This window comes from Gilliamella sp. Nev3-1 (assembly GCF_001690435.1).
Lineage (GTDB): Bacteria > Pseudomonadota > Gammaproteobacteria > Enterobacterales > Orbaceae > Gilliamella > Gilliamella apicola_C.
In genome coordinates, this window is sequence record NZ_LZHN01000050.1 from 1 (window position 1) to 325 (window position 325).

Below are 325 nucleotides of genomic sequence, written 5' to 3' on the forward strand. Positions count from 1 at the left end.
CCAGTTTATCTAAGTAACGGGTAATCCTTCCTGCGGGTAAGCTTACTGCAATATCAATGCCTAACGCCTCACGATTAAAGTCATCGATGACATTGAATGTCCTAAAGCGACGTTGATTACGACTACTGTCACTCATAAAATCCATTGACCAACATTCACCTTGTTTATTGGGAGCCAATAACTTTTCTGGCTCCCGAGGTGGCATTCGTTGTTTTCGTTTTGTTTTAAGATTCAGTTTTAACTCACAATACACCCGATAAACACGTTTATGATTCCATTTATAGCCGAGCTTTCTGATACGATTACAACATTTAGGAAAGCCCCA

The 325-nt window shown here is 40.0% G+C and carries 1 protein-coding gene; it reads right to left on the reverse strand.

The window, feature by feature from the left end; translation table 11 throughout:
* Nucleotides 1-325 (reverse strand): transposase (locus A9G40_RS15005; RefSeq protein ID WP_176700461.1); only part of this gene is annotated, 325 nt, incomplete at both ends.